Genomic DNA, 13,127 nt, shown 5'->3' on the forward strand with positions numbered 1-13,127 from the left:
TGGCCCTCGAGGGCCACGACGATCCGATCGGTGACCTCCTCGACGGGCCTCGAGGCCGTCGACGACGACGACGAGGCCGCGGCGGGCGTAGACGTCGATGAGCGGAGCGGTCTGCTCCTCGTAGAGCGCGAGCCGGCGGCGGATGACGTCCTCGGTGTCGTCGCTGCGCCCCTGCTCGTGCGAGCGCTTCAGCAGTCGCGTCACGACCTCGTCGGTGTCGGCCGTCAGCTGCACGACGGCGTCGAGGCTGTTGCCGTCCGCAGCGAGGATGCGGTCGAGCTCGTCGACCTGCTCCGTGGTGCGCGGGTAGCCGTCGAGGAGGAAGCCCGTCTTGACGTCCGCCTCCTGGAGGCGGTCGTGCACGATCGCGTTGGTGAGCTCGTCCGGCACGTAGCGACCGGCGTCGAGGAAGGCCTTGGCCTGCAGGCCCAGCTCGGTCTCGTTCGCGACGTTCATCCGGAAGATGTCGCCGGTCGAGACGGCCGGGACGCTCAGGATCTCGGAGAGTCGCGAGGCCTGAGTGCCCTTGCCGGCGCCGGGAGGGCCGATCAGCAGGAGACGGAAGCCCACCACCGGGGTCGCGGTCATCGGAGGAGCCCTTCGTAGTGGCGCTGCTGCAGCTGCGAGTCGATCTGCTTCACGGTCTCCAGTCCGACTCCGACGATGATCAGGATGGACGTGCCGCCGAACGGGAAGTTCTGGTTGGCGCCGACCAGCGCGGAGCGCGACCAGCGGGACCAGGGCGATCAGGCCGAGGTAGATCGATCCGGGGAGCGTGACGCGGGTGAGCACGTAGTTGAGGTACTCGGCCGTCGGGCGGCCCGCGCGGATGCCGGGGATGAAGCCGCCGTAGCGCTTCATGTTGTCGGCGACCTCGTCCGGGTTGAACGTGATGGCCACGTAGAAGTACGTGAAGCCCACGATCAGCAGGAAGTAGAGCGCCATGTAGAGCGGGTGGTCGCCCTGCGTGAGGTAGTTGGTGATCCAGGTCACCCAGGCGGGTGCCTCCTGGCCGGCCGCGGGCTGGTTGAACTGCGCGATCAGAGCGGGCAGGTAGAGCAGCGAGGACGCGAAGATGACGGGCACGACCCCGGCCATGTTCACCTTGATCGGGATGTAGGTGTTGTTGCCGCCGTAGGTGCGGCGACCCACCATCCGCTTGGCGTACTGCACCGGGACGCGGCGCTGCGACTGCTCGACGAAGACGACCGCGACGACGAGGAGGAGACCGACGCCCAGGACGAGGAGGAAGGTCTCGAAGCCGCGCGACTGCGCGATGGACCAGAGGGAGGTGGGGAACTGCGCCGCGATCGAGGTGAAGATCAGGAGCGACATGCCGTTGCCGATGCCGCGCTCGGTGATGAGCTCGCCCATCCACATGATGATGCCGGTGCCGGCGGTCATGGTGATGACCATGAGCAGGATCGAGTACCAGGCGTCGGTCGTGATCAGCTGCGAGCACTCGGGAACGCCTGAGGAGCCGAAGAGGGCGCCGGAGCGGGCGACCGTGATCAGGGTGGTGGACTGCAGGACGCCCAGCGCGATGGTGAGGTAGCGCGTGTACTGCGTCAGCTTGCCCTGACCGGACTGTCCCTCCTTGTAGAGGGTCTCGAAGTGAGGATGACCACGCGCAGCAGCTGCACGATGATCGACGCCGTGATGTACGGCATGATGCCGAGCGCGAAGATCGACAGCTGGAGCAGGGCTCCACCGCTGAAGAGGTTGACGAGCTCGTAGAGACCGGAGGTCCCCTGGTTGCCGGCGAGACAGGCCTGCACGGCGCTGAAGTCGACGGAACGGAGCAGGGATGAAGGATCCCAGCCGGAAGATCGCCACGATCGCGAGAGTGAAGCCGATCTTGCGGCGGAGGTCGGGGGTGCGGAAGATCCGCGCAACGGCGCCAAACACTACCTAAGGTCTCCTGCTCAGTTCTTGGTGCGGGATACAGGTCGAGCTTGCCACGCGCCCCCCGGAGGGAGTCGGCGTGACAAGCTCGACCGACAAGCTGCTGGTGCTACTTGATGGATCCGCCCGCGGCGACGATCTTCTGCTCAGCAGAGCTGGAGACCTTGTCGACCGCGACGTTCAGCTTAACCGCAATGTCCCCATCGCCGAGAACCTTGACCTTCTCGTTCTTGCGAACGGCACCCTTCGCGACGAGGTCGCTGATGGTGACGTCACCGCCCTGAGGATAGAGGTCGGCGAGAGCCGAGAGGTTGACGACCTGGTACTCGACGCGGAACGGGTTCTTGAACCCGCGCAGCTTCGGAGTGCGCATGTGCAGAGGCATCTGCCCACCCTCGAAGCCGATGCGCACCGTGTAGCGGGCCTTCGTGCCCTTGGTGCCGCGACCGGCGGTCTTGCCCTTCGAGCCCTCACCGCGTCCGACGCGGGTCTTGGCCTTCTTGGCACCCGTGGCCGGGCGGAGGTGGTGGACCTTGAGCACGTGCTCCTTGGTCGCCGGAGCGTCGGCCGAGGCCGCGCCCTTCGTGGACGTCTTCGCGGGAGTCGTCGACTCCGGCGCGACGGCCTGGTTCTTGTCAGCCATTAGTCAATCTCCTCAACCTTCACCAGGTGGGCGACGGTCTTCACGTATCCGCGGTTCTGAGAGTTGTCCTCGCGGACGACGCTCTGACCGATCTTCCTGAGACCGAGCGAGCGCAGCGTGTCGCGCTGGTACTGCTTCTCGCTGATCTTCGACTTGATCTGGGTCACCTTGAGCTGGGCCATCACTTGCCTGCCTTCGCGCTGGACGCGGCGGCGAGGGCATCGGCCTCGGCACGGACGAGACGGGCCGGAGCGACCTGGTCGAAGTCGAGACCACGACGGGCGGCAACGGCGCGCGGCTCCTCGAGCTGCTGGAGAGCCTCGACGGTCGCGTGGACGATGTTGATGGTGTTCGACGAGCCGAGCGACTTGCTCAGGACGTCGTGGATGCCGGCGCACCTCGAGCACGGCGCGGACGGGACCACCGGCGATGACACCGGTACCGGCGGCGGCGGGGCGCAGGAGCACCACACCGGCCGCTGCCTCACCCTGGACGGGGTGCGGGATGGTCGAGCCGACGCGCGGGACGCGGAAGAAGTTCTTCTTCGCCTCCTCGACGCCCTTGGAGATGGCGGTCGGGACCTCGCGGGCCTTGCCGTAGCCGACGCCCACCAGTCCGTTGCCGTCGCCGACGACGACGAGCGCGGTGAAGCTGAAGCGACGACCGCCCTTGACGACCTTCGACACGCGGTTGATGGTCACGACGCGCTCGAGGAACTGGCTCTTCTCGGCGTCACGGCCACCGCGGTCGCGGCCACCCTGGTTGCGGTCGCGGCCGCCGCGGCGGGGCTCGCGAGCCTCCTGCTGCGGCTGCGTGGACGCAGCGGTCTCGACGGGGGCCTCCGACACAGCGGCGACCTCGGGTTCCTTGTTCTCTGCGGCGCTCACAGGTTGAGCCCTGCCTCTCGTGCTCCATCGGCGATCGCGGCGACGCGACCGGCGTACTTGTTGCCTCCGCGGTCGAAGACGACCGCCTCGACACCGGCGTTCTTCGCGCGCTCGGCGACGAGCGCGCCGACCTTGCGGGCCTTGGCGGTCTTGTCACCCTCGAACACGCGCAGATCGGCCTCGAGCGTAGACGCCGACGCGAGGGTACGACCCTGGGCGTCGTCGACGATCTGCACGAAGACGTGGCGGGCCGAGCGGTTGACGACGAGGCGGGGGCGCTCGGCGGATCCGACGACCTTCTTGCGCAGGCGGTCGTGACGACGACCGCGAGCGGCGGACTTGCTCTTTCCTCTGGTTCCGAGACCCATGATTACTTACCGCTCTTTCCGGCCTTGCGGCGAACGACCTCGCCGGCGTAGCGCACGCCCTTGCCCTTGTAGGGCTCGGGCTTGCGGATCTTACGAATGTTGGCGGCCACCTCACCGACGGCCTGCTTCGAGATGCCGTGCACGGTGAGCTTGTTGTTGCCCTCGACCGTGAACGAGATGCCCGCAGGCGGGGTGACGACGACCGGGTGCGAGAAGCCGAGCGCGAACTCGATGTCCGAGCCCTTGGCGACGACGCGGTATCCGGTGCCGACGACCTCGAGGCCCTTGGAGTAGCCCTGCGTGACACCGATGATGTCGTTCGCGATGAGCGTCCGGGTGAGGCCGTGGAGCGAGCGCGACTCGCGCTCGTCGTCGAGGGCGCGAGACCAGCACCTGGCTGTTCTCGACGGAGACCTGGATGGGGCTGGCGACCGGGACGGTCAGCTCGCCCTTGGGGCCCTTGACGGTCACGACGGATCCGGCGACGGAGACGTCGACGCCCGCCGGGATCTCGATGGGGAGTCTTCCAATACGCGACATGAGGGGTTACCACACGTAGGCGAGGACTTCCCCACCCACGCCCTTCTTCTCGGCCTGGCGGTCGGTCAGCAGACCGCTCGAGGTGGACAGGATTGCGACGCCGAGGCCGCCGAGCACGGTGGGGATCTCGGAGGACTTCGCGTAGACGCGCAGACCCGGCTTCGAGACCTGCTTGATGCCGGCGATCGAGCGCTCGCGGTTCGGGCCGTACTTGAGGGAGATGGAGAGCGTCGTGCCGACGCGCGCCTCCTCGACCTTCCAGTCGGCGATGTAGCCCTCGCGCTGGAGGATCTCGGCGATGTTCGCCTTGAGCTTCGAGCCCGGCAGGGTGATGGAGTCGTGGTGCGCGGAGTTCGCGTTACGGATTCTGGTCAGCAGATCTGCGACCGGATCAGTCATGGTCATGGCTGATGGTGCCTTTCTCGCCTGGTTTCGGCACCCTTTACAAGAGGTGACGACCTGTGGTGTGGGACGGCGCCGACGACGTCGACGCCCATGCGGCCGCGCGAACGCAGGCCAACGAGCCATGGTACATGGCCGAGGGCCGGCGGTCGAGGGCCGATTCTCACCGCGACTCCCGGAGGAGTGCGGCTCCGTCCTTGCACGCGGACGTGCAGCGAGGTCGGGGGCGGTTCTCACCACCCCGACCTCGGAGGTTCTCGCTACGCGTTGTCCGCCGACTTGAACGGGAAGCCGAGCTGCTTGAGCAGCGCGCGACCCTCGTCGTCGGTCTTCGCGGTGGTCACGACGGTCACGTCGAAGCCGCGGACGCGGTCGATGCGGTCCTGGTCGATCTCGTGGAAGATCGACTGCTCCGTGATGCCGAACGTGTAGTTGCCGTGGCCGTCGAACTGGCGGTCCGACAGACCGCGGAAGTCGCGGATGCGCGGCAGCGCCACCGTGACGAGGCGGTCCAGGAACTCCCAGGCGCGGTCGCCGCGGAGGGTGACGTGAGCGCCGATGGCCTGGCCCTCGCGCAGCTTGAACTGCGCGATGGACTTGCGGGCCTTCGTGACCTGGGGCTTCTGGCCGGTGATGGCCGTGAGGTCCTTGATCGCGCCGTCGATGATCTTGCCGTCGCGAGCAGCCTCGCCGACGCCGGTGTTCACGACCACCTTCACCAGGCCGGGGACCTGGTGGATGTTGCCGAACCCGAACTGCTCCTTGAGCGCCGGGACGATGTCGGCCTGGTACTTGGCCTTGAGCCGCGGCTGAACCTTCGCAGCCTGTGCGGTGGTGTCAGTCATCAGAGTTCCTCACCCGACGCCTTCGCGTAGCGAACGCGAACGGTCTTCGTCACGCCGTCCTTGGTGACGGACACGTTGCGGTGCCCCACCCGGGTCGGCTTCTTGGTCTTCGGGTCGACGAGCGCGATGTTCGAGATGTGGATCGAGGCCTCGACGGTCTCGATTCCACCCTCCTTCGAGCCGCGCTGCGACTGGCCGACGCGGGTGTGCTTCTTGACGAAGTTCACGCCCTCGACGACGACACGGTTCTTCTCGACCAGGACCTCGAGAACCTTGCCCTGCTTGCCGCGGTCTCCGCCGCGGGCCTGGTAGCGCCCGAGATGACCTGGACGAGGTCACCCTTCTTGATCTTGGCCATGACTAGATAACCTCCGGTGCCAGCGAGACGATCTTCATGAACTTCTTGTCGCGGAGCTCGCGACCGACCGGTCCGAAGATGCGGGTGCCGCGGGGGTCCCCGTCGTTCTTGAGGATGACGGCGGCGTTCTCGTCGAACTTGATGTACGAGCCGTCGGGACGAGCGGGTCTGCTTGACGGTGCGGACGATGACCGCCTTGACGACGTCGCCCTTCTTGACGTTGCCACCCGGGATCGCGTCCTTGACGGTGGCGACGATGATGTCACCGAGACCGGCGTACCGGCGGCCGGAGCCGCCGAGCACGCGGATGGTGAGGAGTTCCTTGGCGCCGGTGTTGTCGGCGACCTTCACTCGGGATTCTTGCTGAAGCATGTCTCTCTCCTGCTAACTCGTAGGCCGCGGCCTACTTGGCCTTCTCGAGGATCTCGACCAGGCGCCAGCGCTTGGTGGCGCTGAGGGGACGGGTCTCGCTGATGACGACGAGGTCGCCGATGCCCGCGGAGTTCAGCTCGTCGTGAACCTTCACCTTGGACGTGCGGCGGATGACCTTGCCGTAGAGCGGGTGCTTCACGCGGTCCTCGACCTCGACGACGATGGTCTTGTCCATCTTGTCGCTGGTGACGTATCCGCGGCGGGTCTTGCGGTATCCGCGAGTGCCCGCCTCCTTGACGTCGTGGGCGGCCGACTCGTGGCCGGCGGTCTCATTGGCCGTTGCCATTACTTGGCCTCCTCATTCGACTCGGTCGCCGCGACCTCGGCCTTGGCGGCCTTCTTGGTGGTCTTCGGCTTCTTCTCCGCCTTGGCCGGGGCCTCGACGGGTGCGGGGGTCGCGCGGATGCCCAGCTCGCGCTCACGGATGACCGTGTAGATGCGGGCGATGTCGCGCTTGACCGCACGCAGGCGGCCGTTGGTGTCGAGCTGTCCGGTGGCCGACTGGAAGCGGAGGTTGAACAGCTCCTCCTTGGCCTTCTTCAGCTCGGTGACGAGACGCTCGTCCTCGAAGGTGTCGAGCTCGGCGGGGGCGAGCTCCTTGATCCGATCGCCATTACGCGTCTCCTCCTCGCGCTTGATGATGCGTGCCTTCAGGGGCAGCTTGTGGATGGCACGAGTCATAGCTTCGCGAGCGAGCTTCTCCTCGACGCCGGCGACCTCGAAGAGGACCCGACCCGGCTTGACGTTGGCGACCCACCACTCGGGCGAGCCCTTGCCGGAGCCCATGCGGGTCTCGGCGGGCTTCTTGGTCAGCGGGCGGTCGGGGTAGATGTTGATCCACACCTTTCCACCGCGCTTGATGTGACGCGTCATGGCGATACGAGCGGACTCGATCTGACGGTTGGTCACGTAGGCCGGCGTGAGCGCCTGGATACCGAAGTCACCGAACGACACCTTGGTGCCACCGGTGGCCTGGCCCGGAACGGCCGGGGTGGTGCTGCTTGCGGTGCTTGACTCGACGGGGAATCAACATGGTTATGCCTCAACTCCTGCTGCGACGGGCGCCTCGCCCTGCTGGCGGGGGGCGCGACGCGGACGGTCGCTGCGCTCGGGGCGCGACGACTTGCTGTTCGCCTGCTCCCGCGCGAGCTCCTTGTTCGTGATGTCGCCCTTGTAGATCCAGACCTTCACGCCGATGCGACCGAAGGTGGTCTTGGCCTCGTAGAAGCCGCAGTCGATGTTCGCGCGGAGGGTGTGCAGCGGCACACGGCCTTCGCGGTAGAACTCCGAGCGGCTCATCTCGGCGCCGCCGAGGCGGCCGGAGACCTGGATGCGGACGCCCTTGGCGCCGGCGCGCTGAGCGCCCTGCAGACCCTTGCGCATCGCGCGGCGGAAGGCCACGCGGGCGGAGAGCTGCTCGGCGATGCCCTGCGCGACGAGCTGGGCCTCGGCCTCGGGGTTCTTGACCTCGAGGATGTTGAGCTGGATCTGCTTGCCGGTGAGCTTCCGAGGTCGGCGCGGATGCGCTCGGCCTTCGGCGCCGCGACGACCGATCACGATGCCCGGACGGGCGGTGTGGATGTCGACGCGGACGCGGTCACGGGTGCGCTCGATCTCGATGCGGGCGACGCCCGCACGGTCGAGCTGCGTGGCGAGCAGGCGGCGGATCTTGACGTCCTCGGCGAGGTAGTCGCTGTACCGCTGGCCCTTCTTGGTGCTGTCGGAGAACCAGCGCGACACGTGGTCGGTGGTGATTCCCAGACGGAAACCGTAGGGGTTTACTTTCTGACCCATTACTTGGTCCCCTCCTCAGGAGTGGCCAGCACGACGGTGATGTGGCTGGTGCGCTTGTTGATGCGGAAGGCACGACCCTGAGCACGGGGCTGGAATCGCTTGAGGGTGGTTCCCTCATCGACGAAGGCGCGGGACACGAACAGGTCCTGGTCGTCGAGGTACTCGTTCGAGGCATCGGCCTTGACGCGAGCGTTGGCCATCGCCGAGGCGACGAGCTTGTAGACGGGCTCGGACGCGCCCTGCGGCGCGAACTTCAGGATGGCCAGTGCCTCCTGAGCCTGCTTCCCGCGGATCAGGTTCACGACACGGCGAGCCTTCTGGGGGGTGACGCGGATGTGTCGCACGCGTGCGATCGACTCCACCATTTCTCTCCTCCTTCTCGTCGCCGCTTAGCGGCGACGGCCCTTCTTGTCGTCCTTCTCGTGACCGCGGAAGGTCCGAGTGGGGGCGAACTCGCCGAGCTTGTGGCCGACCATGGTCTCGGTCACGAACACGGGGATGTGCTTGCGACCGTCGTGGACCGCGATGGTGTGACCCAGCATCGCCGGGATGATCATCGAACGGCGCGACCAGGTCTTGATGACGTTCTTGTTGCCGGCTTCGTTGGCCGTGAACACCTTGCGGAGCAGGTGGTCGTCAACGAAGGGGCCCTTCTTGAGACTGCGAGGCATCTTCTACAACTCCTACTTGCGCTTCTTACCGGCGGTGCGGCGGCGGACGATGAGCTTGTCGCTCTCCTTGTTGGGGCGACGGGTGCGTCCCTCGGACTGTCCCCAGGGGCTGACCGGGTGGCGTCCACCGGAGGTCTTGCCCTCTCCACCACCGTGCGGGTGGTCGACCGGGTTCATCGCGACACCGCGGACGGTCGGGCGGACGCCCTTCCAGCGCATGCGGCCGGCCTTGCCCCAGTTGATGTTCGACTGCTCGGCGTTGCCGACCTCGCCGATCGTGGCGCGGCAGCGCGCGTCGACGTTGCGGATCTCGCCCGACGGCAGGCGGAGCTGCGCGTAGGGGCCGTCCTTGGCGACGAGGCGGACCGAGGTGCCGGCCGAGCGGGCGAGCTTCGCTCCCCCACCGGGCTTGATCTCGATGGCGTGGATGACCGTACCGGTCGGGATGTTGCGCAGCGGCAGGTTGTTGCCGGGCTTGATGTCGGCGCCGGCGCCCGACTCCACGATGTCGCCCTGCGAGAGCTTGTTCGGAGCCAGGATGTAGCGCTTGGTGCCGTCCACGAAGTGGAGAAGCGCGATGCGCGCCGTGCGGTTGGGGTCGTACTCGATGTGAGCGACCTTGGCGTTGACGCCGTCCTTGTCGTTGCGACGGAAGTCGATCAGACGGTACTGGCGCTTGTGGCCACCACCGATGTGACGCGTCGTGATGCGGCCGGAGTTGTTGCGGCCACCGGTCTTGGACAGCGGGCGAAGGAGCGACTTCTCGGGCGTCGAGCGGGTGATCTCGGCGAAGTCGGCAACGCTGGAGCCGCGGCGACCAGGGGTCGTGGGCTTGTACTTACGAATAGCCATTGTCTGTTTCCTCTACGCTTCTTCGGCTCAGCCGACGTTCGTGAAGATGTCGATGGAGCCGGACTTCAGCGTCACGATCGCGCGCTTGGTGTCCTTGCGCTTGCCGGTGCCGAACTTGGTCCGACGGGTCTTGCCCTGGCGGTTCAGCGTGTTGATCGACGCGACCTCGACCCCGAAGATCTTCTCGATGGCGAGCTTGATCTCGGTCTTGTTCGAGCGGGGGTCCACCACGAAGGTGTACTTGCCCTGGTCGATCAGGCCGTGAGACTTCTCCGAGACCACCGGGGAGATGATCACGTCGCGGGGGTCCTTGTTGAACGCGGCGGACTGGCTCATGCGTTCACCTCTTCCTTCTTGGACTCGACGCCGGTCTTGAGGGCGACGAAGCCCTCGAGAGCAGCCTGCGAGAAGACGATGTGCGTCCGAGACGAGCACGTCGTACGCGTTGAGCTGGTCGAACGGCAGGATGTGCACGAACGGCACGTTGCGGAGGGAGAGCTCGGCGATGAAGTCGTCGCGCTCGAGGACCACGAGGACGTTCCGCGACACCGAGAGGGCCTCGAGGAGGACGAGGACGTCCTTGGTCTTCGGGGTCTCGCCCAGGGCGAGGGTCTCGACCGCGTGGATGCGGCCGCCGCGGGCCCGGTCGGAGAGAGCACCGAGCAGAGCAGCGGCGATCATCTTCTTGGGGGTGGCGCTGCGCGTAGCTGCGGGGTCGGTCCGTGGACGACGCCACCACCGGTCATGTGGGGGCGCGGATCGAGCCCTGACGAGCGCGACCGGTTCCCTTCTGCTTGAACGGCTTGCGGCCGGCTCCGGAGACCTCGCCACGGTTCTTCGTCTTGTGGGTTCCCTGGCGCGCCGCGGCGAGCTGGGCCACGACGACCTGGTGGATGAGGGGGATGTTGGTCTGGACGTCGAACAGCTCGGCGGGCAGCTCGAACGAGCTCGCCTTCTGGCCCTTGACGTCGACGATGTCGATAGAGGTAGCCATGGAACTACGCTCCCTTCACGGCGTTGCGAACGAACACGAGGCGACCGCGCGCACCGGGGACGGCGCCCTTGACGAGCAGCAGGCCCTTCTCGGCGTCGACGGAGTGCACCTTGAGGTTGAGCACGGTGACGCGCTCGCCACCCATGCGACCGGCCATGCGCATGCCCTTGAAGACACGGCTGGGGGTCGAGGAGGCACCGATGGAGCCCGGCTTGCGGTGGTTGCGGTGCGAACCGTGCGAAGCCGAGACGCCCTTGAAGTTGTGACGCTTCATGACACCGGCGAAGCCCTTGCCCTTGCTGGTGCCGACGACGTCGACCTTGGTGCCGGCCTCGAAGACGGCGTCGACGGTCAGCTCCTGGCCGGCCGAGTACTCGGCGGCGTCGGCGGTGCGGACCTCGGTGAGGTGGCGGCGGGGGTGACTCCTGCGGCGTCGAAGTGACCGGCGGCGGGCTTGCTCACCTTGCGCGGGTCGATGGCGCCGGCGGCGATCTGGACGGCCGAGTAGCCGTCCTTCGCCTCGGTGCGGATCTGGGTCACGACGTTGGGGCTGATCTCGATGACGGTGACCGGGACGAGCTTGTTGTCGGCGTCCCACACCTGGGTCATGCCGAGCTTCGTGCCGAGGAGGCCCTTGGAGGTCTTGGTGGCGACAGACATGTGTTACCCCTCCCCTTAGAGCTTGATCTCGATGTTGACGTCGGCCGGGAGGTCGAGGCGCATCAGCGAGTCGACGGCCTTGGGCGTCGGGTCGATGATGTCGATGAGGCGCTTGTGGGTGCGCATCTCGAAGTGCTCGCGGCTGTCCTTGTACTTGTGGGGAGAACGGATCACGCAGACCACGTTCTTCTCGGTCGGAAGCGGCACCGGGCCGACGACCGTGGCTCCGGCACGGGTGACCGTGTCGACGATCTTGCGCGCCGACGTGTCGATGACCTCGTGGTCGTACGACTTCAGTCGGATGCGGATCTTCTGTCCCGCCATGTGTGATCTCTCACTCTCTTGTTATTGCGTCGTACGCGACGGGCCTGTGGGGCCTCGCCTCGCATTGGACGCGCTCGCGAAGGAACTCCGGCGAACCGGGAGTGCACCGATGTTCTTCTGTCAAAAGCGCCGCACTCGTGGGCGCTCCGATCGGCGTGCAGAACGCACGACGCACGGAGAGCCCGGTGAGATGTCGGTTGTTGTCGTTCTGCTACCCGCCGCCTCGATGTCGCACCGGCTGGGCCGCCCTCTCGGGTCGAGCCTCAGCGATGCCGTCTCGGCACTGCCTGGCAGTGTTCCACCGGCTGCAGCACGCTGCGTCGGCGAAAATTTTGAACTAGAAGAGTCTCCCACAGATGAGCCACCCGTGCAACCCGGGCGTGTCGCGCGTCGGGGGCCTCCACTCCCCGGGATTCCGGGGCGGCGGGTCACTCGTAGAGGAGGGCCCGGAGGGTCGTCTCGGCCGAGTCCGGGCGGCGGGGATCGATGGTCTCGCCGGCGCGGTAGTGGTCCAGCACCCGCGGATCGACGTAGCTCGCCCGCGCCACGGTGGGGGTGTTGCCGAGGACGTCGGAGGCGTCGCGCATGGCCTGCGCGATCGCCGCGTTGCGGGCGCGCTGGGTCGGCTGCGGGCCGGTCCGCGCCAGGCTCAGCGCGGCCGCCACCGTTCCGTGCAGAGTGCGGAAGTCCTTCGCCGTGAAGTCGTCGCCCGCCTTCTCGCGCACGTAGTCGTTGATCTCCGGCGCCGAGAGGGGATGCCATTCGCGGCCGTCCTTCCAGGCGAGCAGCCGGGCGTTCGGACCGCGTCGCTTGAGGGAGCGGACGACGCTGGAGAGGTCCTTGTCGAGGATCTCGCTCGTCCAGGCCTGGTGGCTCTTGCCCGGGAACGCGAGGGCGACGCGGTCGCCGTGCGTGGTGGCGTGGGAGCAGAGGAGGGTCGAGAGGCCGATGCTCCCGTGCTCCTTCGCGTAGCGCTCGCTGCCGACGCGGAGGGAGCCGGTGTCGAGCATCCGGAACGCCGTCGCGAGGGCGCGCTCCCGGCCGTACCCGTCGCGGCGGAGGTCCATCGTCACGGCTCGGCGCGCACTCGGGAGGACTCCGCGAGACGGAGCGCCCGATCGAACTTGATCCGGTCCTTCTGCTCGCGCCAAGTCGGGTGGTAGATGTACTGCCGGCGTCCGGCCGCGTCCACGCCCATGGCCTGGATGTGGCCGTTGGGGTACGGAGCGATCCAGACGTCCTTCCAGGCCGGCGGGATGCCGAGTGCGTCGAACCGCGCCCGCAGCTCCGGGTCGGTGACCGTGACGCCCTTGGGGTCGCGGTAGCTGAAGCCGGAGCCGGCACGGACCCGGGTGTATCCGCGACTGCTCGAGTCGGTCCTTCGGAGTCTCTGCGCGCGCGTCTCAGCCATCGGCACGACCCTAGGACGGGGGCACCTCGCTCGGCACCCGC

The 13,127-nt window shown here is 67.2% G+C and carries 13 protein-coding genes and 11 pseudogenes; all 24 read right to left on the reverse strand.

Going from position 1 to position 13,127, the window contains the following annotated elements:
- Positions 1–60: 60 nt before the first annotated feature.
- Positions 61–588: pseudogene (locus AC0CII_RS09125) on the reverse strand (adenylate kinase); the annotation flags it as partial.
- Positions 585–1,908, reverse strand: a pseudogene (gene secY, locus AC0CII_RS09130) (preprotein translocase subunit SecY). The pseudogenes secY and AC0CII_RS09125, both read right to left, overlap by 4 nt.
- A gap of 106 nt (positions 1,909–2,014) precedes the next feature.
- Positions 2,015–2,548 (reverse strand): 50S ribosomal protein L15, encoded by a 534-nt coding sequence (rplO, locus tag AC0CII_RS09135; RefSeq protein ID WP_251944133.1) that lies wholly within the window; start codon positions 2,546–2,548, stop codon positions 2,015–2,017.
- Positions 2,548–2,730 (reverse strand): 50S ribosomal protein L30, encoded by a 183-nt coding sequence (gene rpmD, locus AC0CII_RS09140; RefSeq protein ID WP_077221985.1) that lies wholly within the window; start codon positions 2,728–2,730, stop codon positions 2,548–2,550. Before rpmD ends, rplO begins: the two co-directional genes overlap by 1 nt.
- Positions 2,730–3,435: pseudogene (gene rpsE / locus AC0CII_RS09145) on the reverse strand (30S ribosomal protein S5). Before rpsE ends, rpmD begins: the two are co-directional and overlap by 1 nt.
- Complete coding sequence (rplR, locus tag AC0CII_RS09150; protein ID WP_207403174.1) at positions 3,432–3,803, reverse strand: 50S ribosomal protein L18; 372 nt, start codon at positions 3,801–3,803, stop codon at positions 3,432–3,434. The pseudogene rpsE and the gene rplR overlap by 4 nt, the downstream one beginning before the upstream one ends.
- A 2-nt stretch (positions 3,804–3,805) precedes the next feature.
- Positions 3,806–4,343: pseudogene (gene rplF, locus AC0CII_RS09155) on the reverse strand (50S ribosomal protein L6).
- A gap of 6 nt (positions 4,344–4,349) precedes the next feature.
- Entirely contained in the window at positions 4,350–4,748 is a 399-nt protein-coding gene (gene rpsH, locus AC0CII_RS09160) for a 30S ribosomal protein S8 (RefSeq protein WP_465229213.1), read from the reverse strand.
- A 257-nt stretch (positions 4,749–5,005) separates the two neighbouring features.
- On the reverse strand, positions 5,006–5,590 hold the full coding sequence (gene rplE / locus AC0CII_RS09165; protein WP_207403176.1) for a 50S ribosomal protein L5: 585 nt from the start codon (positions 5,588–5,590) through the stop codon (positions 5,006–5,008).
- Positions 5,590–5,948, reverse strand: a pseudogene (gene rplX, locus AC0CII_RS09170) (50S ribosomal protein L24). Before rplX ends, rplE begins: the two are co-directional and overlap by 1 nt.
- Positions 5,949–5,950: 2 nt before the next feature.
- Positions 5,951–6,320, reverse strand: a pseudogene (rplN, locus tag AC0CII_RS09175) (50S ribosomal protein L14).
- 31 nt (positions 6,321–6,351) lie between these two features.
- On the reverse strand, positions 6,352–6,666 hold the full coding sequence (gene rpsQ, locus AC0CII_RS09180) for a 30S ribosomal protein S17 (RefSeq protein ID WP_207403178.1): 315 nt from the start codon (positions 6,664–6,666) through the stop codon (positions 6,352–6,354).
- Positions 6,666–6,994, reverse strand: a pseudogene (rpmC, locus tag AC0CII_RS09185) (50S ribosomal protein L29). The gene rpsQ and the pseudogene rpmC overlap by 1 nt, the downstream one beginning before the upstream one ends.
- A 10-nt stretch (positions 6,995–7,004) precedes the next feature.
- Positions 7,005–7,413 (reverse strand): annotated as a pseudogene (gene rplP, locus AC0CII_RS09190) (50S ribosomal protein L16); the annotation flags it as partial.
- Positions 7,414–7,415: 2 nt separating this feature from the next.
- Positions 7,416–8,120, reverse strand: coding sequence for a 30S ribosomal protein S3 (gene rpsC, locus AC0CII_RS09195; RefSeq protein ID WP_465229214.1), 705 nt, complete (start codon positions 8,118–8,120; stop codon positions 7,416–7,418).
- A gap of 53 nt (positions 8,121–8,173) precedes the next feature.
- A complete protein-coding gene (gene rplV, locus AC0CII_RS09200; RefSeq protein WP_082480979.1) occupies positions 8,174–8,539 on the reverse strand; it encodes a 50S ribosomal protein L22 in 366 nt (121 codons plus the stop codon).
- 24 nt (positions 8,540–8,563) lie between these two features.
- A complete protein-coding gene (gene rpsS / locus AC0CII_RS09205) occupies positions 8,564–8,845 on the reverse strand; it encodes a 30S ribosomal protein S19 (protein ID WP_055787078.1) in 282 nt (93 codons plus the stop codon).
- A 12-nt stretch (positions 8,846–8,857) separates the two neighbouring features.
- The gene (rplB, locus tag AC0CII_RS09210) at positions 8,858–9,697 is read right to left on the reverse strand and encodes a 50S ribosomal protein L2 (protein WP_055787074.1); all 840 of its coding nucleotides are present in this window, start codon (positions 9,695–9,697) and stop codon (positions 8,858–8,860) included.
- A gap of 27 nt (positions 9,698–9,724) precedes the next feature.
- A complete protein-coding gene (rplW, locus tag AC0CII_RS09215) occupies positions 9,725–10,033 on the reverse strand; it encodes a 50S ribosomal protein L23 (RefSeq protein ID WP_465229290.1) in 309 nt (102 codons plus the stop codon).
- Positions 10,034–10,177: 144 nt separating this feature from the next.
- A pseudogene (gene rplD, locus AC0CII_RS09220) lies at positions 10,178–10,378 on the reverse strand (50S ribosomal protein L4); the annotation flags it as partial.
- Between the two features lie 61 nt (positions 10,379–10,439).
- Complete coding sequence (gene rplD / locus AC0CII_RS09225; RefSeq protein ID WP_465229215.1) at positions 10,440–10,691, reverse strand: 50S ribosomal protein L4; 252 nt, start codon at positions 10,689–10,691, stop codon at positions 10,440–10,442.
- 4 nt (positions 10,692–10,695) lie between these two features.
- Positions 10,696–11,351 (reverse strand): annotated as a pseudogene (gene rplC / locus AC0CII_RS09230) (50S ribosomal protein L3).
- A gap of 15 nt (positions 11,352–11,366) precedes the next feature.
- Positions 11,367–11,675 carry a 30S ribosomal protein S10 gene (gene rpsJ, locus AC0CII_RS09235; protein WP_005050520.1) on the reverse strand — a complete coding sequence of 103 codons (309 nt, stop codon included), beginning with the start codon at positions 11,673–11,675 and terminating at the stop codon, positions 11,367–11,369.
- A gap of 428 nt (positions 11,676–12,103) precedes the next feature.
- Positions 12,104–13,086: pseudogene (locus AC0CII_RS09240) on the reverse strand (DNA topoisomerase IB).
- Between the last annotated feature and the right edge of the window lie 41 nt (positions 13,087–13,127).

It is taken from the genome of Rathayibacter sp. AC182 (assembly GCF_979253875.1).

What these genes read in the sequence shown, in the direction of transcription:
- rplV (WP_082480979.1), bottom strand. Translation starts at nt 8,539, where the DNA reads ATGGTGGAGTCGATCGCACGCGTGCGACACATCCGCGTCACCCCCCAG.
- rpsQ (WP_207403178.1), bottom strand. Translation starts at nt 6,666, where the DNA reads ATGGCAACGGCCAATGAGACCGCCGGCCACGAGTCGGCCGCCCACGAC.
- rplE (WP_207403176.1), bottom strand. Translation starts at nt 5,590, where the DNA reads ATGACTGACACCACCGCACAGGCTGCGAAGGTTCAGCCGCGGCTCAAG.
- rplW (WP_465229290.1), bottom strand. Translation starts at nt 10,033, where the DNA reads ATGAGCCAGTCCGCCGCGTTCAACAAGGACCCCCGCGACGTGATCATC.
- rplR (WP_207403174.1), bottom strand. Translation starts at nt 3,803, where the DNA reads ATGGGTCTCGGAACCAGAGGAAAGAGCAAGTCCGCCGCTCGCGGTCGT.
- rplO (WP_251944133.1), bottom strand. Translation starts at nt 2,548, where the DNA reads ATGGCTGACAAGAACCAGGCCGTCGCGCCGGAGTCGACGACTCCCGCG.
- rplB (WP_055787074.1), bottom strand. Translation starts at nt 9,697, where the DNA reads ATGGCTATTCGTAAGTACAAGCCCACGACCCCTGGTCGCCGCGGCTCC.
- rpmD (WP_077221985.1), bottom strand. Translation starts at nt 2,730, where the DNA reads ATGGCCCAGCTCAAGGTGACCCAGATCAAGTCGAAGATCAGCGAGAAG.
- rpsH (WP_465229213.1), bottom strand. Translation starts at nt 4,748, where the DNA reads ATGACCATGACTGATCCGGTCGCAGATCTGCTGACCAGAATCCGTAAC.
- rpsS (WP_055787078.1), bottom strand. Translation starts at nt 8,845, where the DNA reads ATGCCTCGCAGTCTCAAGAAGGGCCCCTTCGTTGACGACCACCTGCTC.
- rplD (WP_465229215.1), bottom strand. Translation starts at nt 10,691, where the DNA reads ATGGCTACCTCTATCGACATCGTCGACGTCAAGGGCCAGAAGGCGAGC.
- rpsJ (WP_005050520.1), bottom strand. Translation starts at nt 11,675, where the DNA reads ATGGCGGGACAGAAGATCCGCATCCGACTGAAGTCGTACGACCACGAG.